Source organism: Streptomyces sp. NPDC050164, assembly GCF_044459945.1.
GTDB lineage: Bacteria > Actinomycetota > Actinomycetes > Streptomycetales > Streptomycetaceae > Streptomyces > Streptomyces coeruleorubidus_A.
In genome coordinates, this window is the sequence record NZ_JBITJK010000009.1 from 210,512 (window position 1) to 216,801 (window position 6,290).

Consider the following 6,290-nt stretch of genomic DNA (forward strand, 5'->3'; position numbering starts at 1 on the left):
TGACGCTACCTCATCGGTAGTAGCGAAGGTATTCCCATGCTTCCATAAGCTCACGTACAGCAATACCCGCAGCGATGATCATCGCTAGGGCAATTCCAGTGACCGAGAACAAATCGGCAAGGATCGAGGCCAACCCCAAGGCGAATGTTGTGTAGCCAACTACCATAGCCCCCTCTGTGCAAATATAGGAAATCTCCCTGCCCGGGGCGCGAAAGAAGGTACGAGCAAGCATTAGGGTAATCGAGCTCGCGAGAAGGAGATTCCGAGTGAGGTAGGAAATTTCGTCACTTGGGGGTGTTTTGAGTGTGGTAAAGAGGACTGCCCACGTCGCTAGCACGATAGAGCCAGCCACTAGAACGGTGCTCTCCTGCCGGACCGTGACTTGGAACCATTCCTCATTTCGCCGTGTTTTCTGTGCCGCCGACTCGCCAGCAACTGGAAACACATCGACATGCAAAGCCTTGAATGACCCCTTTCCCATTTTTCGAAAATGGGTTCCCAGCAACGCCAAGCGACAGACAATTACGATAGTTAGGGCGGCGAGCAGCGCCACGTCAATTAGCTCGAAGTCCACCCAGAAACGAACTCGCTGGGCCCAGTCGTTCAGCATGGCGGGGAGGCTTGACATCTATTGTCATCTGACGTGATTCGATTGTGAACACACCGACCAAAGACCAGATCTGCGACAGCATCCAAGTCAGTTTGAGTAAGATTCTCCCTTAGCGCCCCAAGAGAGGAGGCGACACCTTCCGAGTCTCCCTCGCCAAAATTGAGATAGGCCCGAAAGATCAGCGCATTGGCCCTTTCAAGCTCCAGCGGGAGCGTAACTCCTACATGTGCTCCGCTTCGTCTAAGCACAGCGATAGCGTCGCTCGCCTGGTTTACAACATTGGCCAGCGTTTCAGAAGCCGCTTCTACCTCTCCTCTGCCATAGAGTTCGTATGCAGCCATTCCCTGTTCTCGCAGTTTCCCGAGTTCGCCGGCACTGTCCATCCGGGCTTCCCCTCAGTCGATGTGCTGACATCCTCCTTTGCAACAATCAGATTTGAGCGCCAGGAGTCAAGGACCCAGAGGCGGCGCCGCGTTTGTGTCACTCTTTTGGCGCGTAGCATCCGCAGCCGGTTCGAGCTATTCGAAGGGGATGGGGATGGGCCTCGACTGAGTCGACGCCCATCTGGCCTCTTACTCGCCACTCCAGACCATTGCGCTCTTGAACGGAGCCCACGTACGAGACCGCGATGTGAAGCTGTTCCCCTGGACCTGGTTGACCAGGCCCTGCGAGTCGACAATGTCGTCTCCCTTGGCACGAACTCCTGAAGCGGTGTTTTGCGGCTGTGGACTATCTGCGGACTCGTCCCACCTGACCTGCCAGATGCAGGGCCGTGACCTGCCGCGTTCAGGTCCGAAGCGGCCTCCGGAGCCGTGTCGCCTTCTGCGGCCAAGCCGTGCCGTGGGTTTCCGCGAGAGGCACGCAGTGACCCTTTGCCTGCACATATGGTTCCTCCGGACAACGACGGAGGGGGACTCGTGCGATACAGCGCTCTGCCCTGGGTAATCTTTGCCCCTGTGCTGCTGCTTGCCGGCTGCACGTCAGCCGATGACGTCTACTGGGATGCGTTTTCCGCCGGCGAAGAAGTGGCCGGGAGCTACGAGGCTCCCTCGCAGCCAGCTGACTGTTCGGGCAAGGAGGGTGCTGAAGCCATCATGTGCGGCGCCGGGTGGAACAGCCCTACACAGTTCTGGATCGACGACGAATGCGGAAGCAGGATGCCCGACACGTCGGATCGGCAGGTGTGGATGGAGGGCTGCCGAGACGGAGCCAACGACTCGCCGAACTATGAGCAGTACGGCCCCGCCCCTAACCACCCGACGGTCGCAAGAAGAGGTCCTGCCAGAACCGTGCCAGATCGTGCGGGGAATCACGGGGAATGGCGGGGACCAAGCCGTCGGCCAGTCAGTCCGCATAGCCGGTCCACCGCAGGTCAGACCGGCAACCGTCCGTAGAGAACCCAAGCTTCCCAAGCTCAGGGCTTCGGCCATCGGATACGCAGTGGCCACCTGACGCGTGGTTCTGTAGCTTGCCCCCATGACCGACAACCGAAGGGGCAATGCCGCGTAGGCGCCCGTCAGCCCTGCGGGGCGACCTCCCTATCCGCCCTTGGAGGCGGCGACGGTACCCGTTCATTGATCGCCTTTCAGGATCTTGCACAGCTGACCTGCGTCGGCTAGAGCGGACCCGCTTCTGGCCCGAAGCCACAGAAGAAGCGTTCTGGCACTGGCAGGCCTATGCCCATGGCCCCCTCAGACAACTTGTAGACCCACTCACAGGTCCCGATTGCGGCATCCCTGAGTGCGGGTGTTACGGCGCCGGCTTCCGCGAGCACCTCGAAGCCGTGCTTCACGCAGTGCCCAGGAAGAGCGCGCGTGAGTTGCGCGCCCTCGTATGGGCCCTCGACGGGAAGATTCTGGCAAGGGCCAAGGTCATCCCGGCTGACAGCCTGGACGTGCCATGGTGGCGAGGTCAGCTCTAGGACCACAGGCGGCCGTCTCAGTTTCCGTCTCATTCAGCCCCGTTCACGGCCGTTCAGGCGAGACCCTCAGCCGTCCCCGCGTCGACAGCCGGCCGCCCATGAACGCAGGTGAACGCCCCCGTACACACCCCGCAACCCCACCAACACAGTTGGAAAGCGTGTTTGGTCTACCCCGCACGAGTTCGAATCTCGTATCCGCCGTCAGTGCCTCACCGGGCACAACGTCGCAGTTGGTTTTCGGGAGCTACCACAGCTCATCGCCGACTTGCTGCGCGAACTTGCGGAGCATGGTCCTCTCACTTGCATGTAGCGGGCCGCATCCGGGCTGCTCTCCCAGGCTCCCAACCCATGATCGAGTCGCTCACGACATCCGGGACGCCGAGGAGCAGGAGCACGGTAGCGGCGGTGTGGCGAGCATCATGGAGACGACCGTCCCGCACGCCCGCGCCCCGCAGGAGCCGCTTCCAGACGTGGGGTCGGCGTTGGTGCTCAGCAGACCGCCGGTCGGCGAGGCGAACACGTGGCCCTTGCCCTCCCAGTCGGTACCAGCCGTGCCCCGCTCCCGCTCCGGTGCTTCCTGGTGCTGATTAGGCCCCCTTGCTTGAGGGACGTACCTCTCAGGATCATGCATGCGAGCGGGAAGGCATAGGGGGATTGGATGTGAAGTCGCAGCGAGCACAGTTGTTGCTGTGGTGCGCAGGTGCCATGGTGCTCTCACTAGCGATGCTGATCACGCCATGGGCTCTTGGCCAGGTAGCATCGACGCAGCAGGACTGGAGCCAACTGAGTGACATCAGTCAGACGTACGGGGCCCTGTCGGTTCCCCTTTCGGCCATCGCTCTTTCGGGCGTAGCCGCATCACTTATCTACCAGGTCCGGCAGACGAACATCGCCAACCAGGAGGCACAGCGTTCGTCACATCGGCAAATGCTCATGTACGCACTGGAACATCCGGAATTCCTTGTGTGCTGGGAGCCTGTGAGCGGCATGTCGACAGTCGAGATGCGTCGGCTGATCTACACCAACATGATTGTCAGTAACTGGCACTCGGACTACCTGCTACGCAGGTGGAACGATCAAGAGGCGCTAGCACGGTTCAGCGTTCACTTCCAGGGGACAGTCGCTCGCACGCACTGGGAAAAGACAGCCGCAAACTGGCGGCGAGTCGCTGAGGCTTCGGGTGACGCTCGTAGGGTTCGCTTCGTTGACATAGCAGATGAGAGCTATACAGCGGCCGCAGCAGCTGGGCCCGGCGTGCCACCCGAGGCGTACTTCGCTGATTCCTCATGAGGATCACGACAGCGCCAAGGGTGCCGGTAATGCTGCGGTAGCAGGCGGATCGTTGAGGAACCACGAGCCCCGTTCGGCACGCCGCGCCCCAGGCTGATCGAACTCTTCAACGCCGTGGCCGCAAGTTGCCGACGACAGCGCTGTCGGCAACGACTGCGGACGGCAACGGCACTCGGCGGCCCAGCACGGTGCCGGCGTAGGCCAAGTCGACTCACCAGGGCGTGCCGCATCTCCTAAGCACCGCGATTCTCAGGTGCCATAGGGGGGTGAGTGTCCAACTGCGTGACAACGCCGACGGACAGTGGCGGACAAGCGTGGACGCCTGCGGACCATCGGAGCAGATGAGAGACACAGCGGCTCAAGGTCAGACAGTCACCCAAGTTGCTTCGGGACGAAGGGGTCGCTCCGTTAGGGTGCGCCGCATGACCGACGCCCCGGCCTGTCCCGAGTGCAGCCAGCCCATGAAGTCCGGCGGCTTCGTCCTCTCTCAGCGGGAGGACGATGGCCGGCGGACCTGCCGGACGCTATGGAGGTGTACCGGTCGGCATGTCTGGTGGCGCTGGGCCGACCGGCCGGACGAACCCTTGGAGGTCTGCCCAGCACCGGAACTGTTCCGCTGACTCCAATGCTGACATCAACAACCCCGGACGGCGGCGACACACGGCAGCCAGTCGTGGCACCGGTGCACGAGGCGGGCCGGCGACCAAGCCGAGGGCGGATCGAACTCCTAGAGCGGTGATCACCCGTCGGGTGGGCCGGACACGGGACGGGGGGTCTCCAGGCGGAGCACGAGTGCACGTAGGGCGCGGAGTTCTGCGTCCAGGGCCTGCGCACCTTCGCGGGTGAGGGTAACCCACGTTCGGGGGCGCCGACCGGCGTAGCCCTTCTCCACGATGATCATTCCCGACTCCTCCAGCACCTTCAGGTGCCGGGAGAGGTTTCCGTCGGTGACGGCCAGTTGCTTCTTCAGGAAGCTGAACTCGACCCGGTCGGCTTCACGGGCAATGGTGAGGACGCCAAGCCGCACACGCTGGTGGACGGTGTCATCGAGGGCCTGGGTGGGATGCAGCCCCGCTTGGTCGTCCTGCGCAGCGATCGAGTCCTCGACGCTCATGAGACGACCGTACCCGCACCGGCGACACCGGGCGCGCTCCGGCGGCGGGTTACCGCCCACTCGCACAGACCGGCGAAGAGCAGGATGGTGGCCAGCAGGAGGGCCTTGGCCTGCGGTCCGTCGGCCCAGCCGGGGTCGACGGGGTGTTGCCAGGGGAGCCATCCGCTGCCCCAGGAGGCCCCTAGGTACCCAGTGAGCAGCAGGGCGTGAGCCGTGCCGGCCGCTGCGGCGATCCAACTGCGTTCGGCGATACCGAGGGCGAGGAGACCGATGCCGACCAGGTACCACGGGGAGGCGTAGCTGTTCTCCAGCAGCACGGCTTCCCACGGCTGGTCCCTGCCGAACAGCAGCGCCACGAGGGCTGTCGTGATCACTGTGGTGGCTGCGGCGGTCGCGCGGACCCACGCGCCGCGCCGGGGGACGATGCCCCGGGCCTCACCACGCCGGCGGTACCAGCGGGCGAAGACGAACCATGCGAGGGGAAGGAGCGCGAACCACACGCTCCAGGCCGCGAAGCGCAGGACGGCGCCGTCGAACTCGCCCTTCAGGCAGGGGGTTCCCGGTTCGTGGACCACGCACAGACCGGTCAGCTCGGCGTAGGCAAAGGCCGGATAGGAACCGATGTTGCGCCCGTGGGCTCCGAAGTTGAAGGCGTACCGGGCGATCGGAACGGCCGCCAGTGCGAGGAGCCCGAAGCCGAGGAGGGGAGTCCATGCACCGTTCATCTGCGTGCGGGCTCTGGCTCGAAGGCCTTCCGTCGCAGCCAACAAGGCGGCCGCGGCCGCCCTCGGTTCTGATTCCGCGCTGCTCTGTGCGGATGTTCCCATCTTTCCCCCTTGTGGTCGGTGCTTTGGCAACGCTGGTGAGCGGACCGCCAGACGGTCGCTCGCCGAAGAATTAACTTTGCAGTACAAAGTACATGGCGATCAAGAGCATGCCGTGCACGGACAGCACCAGAGGGTCCTTCCACGGGGCAACCCCAGGCAGGCCGCGATAGCCCGGAGAGACATCAGCGACTGCTCCGCTCGCAGTTCGGGACGAAGAGTTCGTTCCAGAAACGTGCCAGAACGTGCGGGGAACCATGGGGAACAGCGGGGACTGGCCACGGGTGCGCCCAGGGTTCCAGTGCCGCTCCCCCGCAGGTAAGTGCAGCGACCCCCGCCAGAGGCCCCAAGCTTCCCAAGCTCAGAGCGCGGGTTCGATTCCCGTCATCCGCTCTTCAAAGAAGGCCCAGGTCAGCGACCTGGGCCTTCGTCGCTGTCTAGACCCGGATTTCGCACATGGGGTTTGAGGTGTCCAGCCAGCGTGGGCGGGTTTCATCGATGCCGAGTAGTTCGAGGAGGTGGGCTTGAACG

At 63.4% G+C, this 6,290-nt stretch carries 4 protein-coding genes and 1 pseudogene; 1 reads left to right on the forward strand and 4 read right to left on the reverse strand.

Features of this window, described 5'->3' with window-relative positions; translation table 11 throughout:
- Window positions 1-10 precede the first annotated feature (10 nt).
- Together ACIBNA_RS16410 and ACIBNA_RS16415 are read right to left on the reverse strand one after the other, a co-directional pair.
- Window positions 11-610 carry a hypothetical protein gene (locus ACIBNA_RS16410; protein ID WP_399165870.1) on the reverse strand — a complete coding sequence of 200 codons (600 nt, stop codon included), beginning with the start codon at window positions 608-610 and terminating at the stop codon, window positions 11-13.
- 2,165 nt (window positions 611-2,775) lie between these two features.
- Window positions 2,776-3,117, reverse strand: a pseudogene (locus tag ACIBNA_RS16415) (tyrosine-type recombinase/integrase); the annotation flags it as partial.
- 137 nt (window positions 3,118-3,254) lie between these two features.
- Between ACIBNA_RS16415 and ACIBNA_RS16420 the strand changes: the two are divergent.
- Window positions 3,255-3,821: a DUF6082 family protein gene (locus ACIBNA_RS16420; protein ID WP_399165883.1), complete on the forward strand. Its 567-nt coding sequence runs from the start codon at window positions 3,255-3,257 to the stop codon at window positions 3,819-3,821.
- Between the two features lie 739 nt (window positions 3,822-4,560).
- Here ACIBNA_RS16420 and ACIBNA_RS16425 read toward each other — a convergent pair.
- Window positions 4,561-4,935 (reverse strand): winged helix-turn-helix domain-containing protein, encoded by a 375-nt coding sequence (locus ACIBNA_RS16425; protein WP_399165871.1) that lies wholly within the window; start codon window positions 4,933-4,935, stop codon window positions 4,561-4,563.
- On the reverse strand, window positions 4,932-5,660 hold the full coding sequence (locus tag ACIBNA_RS16430; protein WP_399165872.1) for a hypothetical protein: 729 nt from the start codon (window positions 5,658-5,660) through the stop codon (window positions 4,932-4,934). The genes ACIBNA_RS16425 and ACIBNA_RS16430 overlap by 4 nt, the downstream gene beginning before the upstream one ends.
- Between the last annotated feature and the right edge of the window lie 630 nt (window positions 5,661-6,290).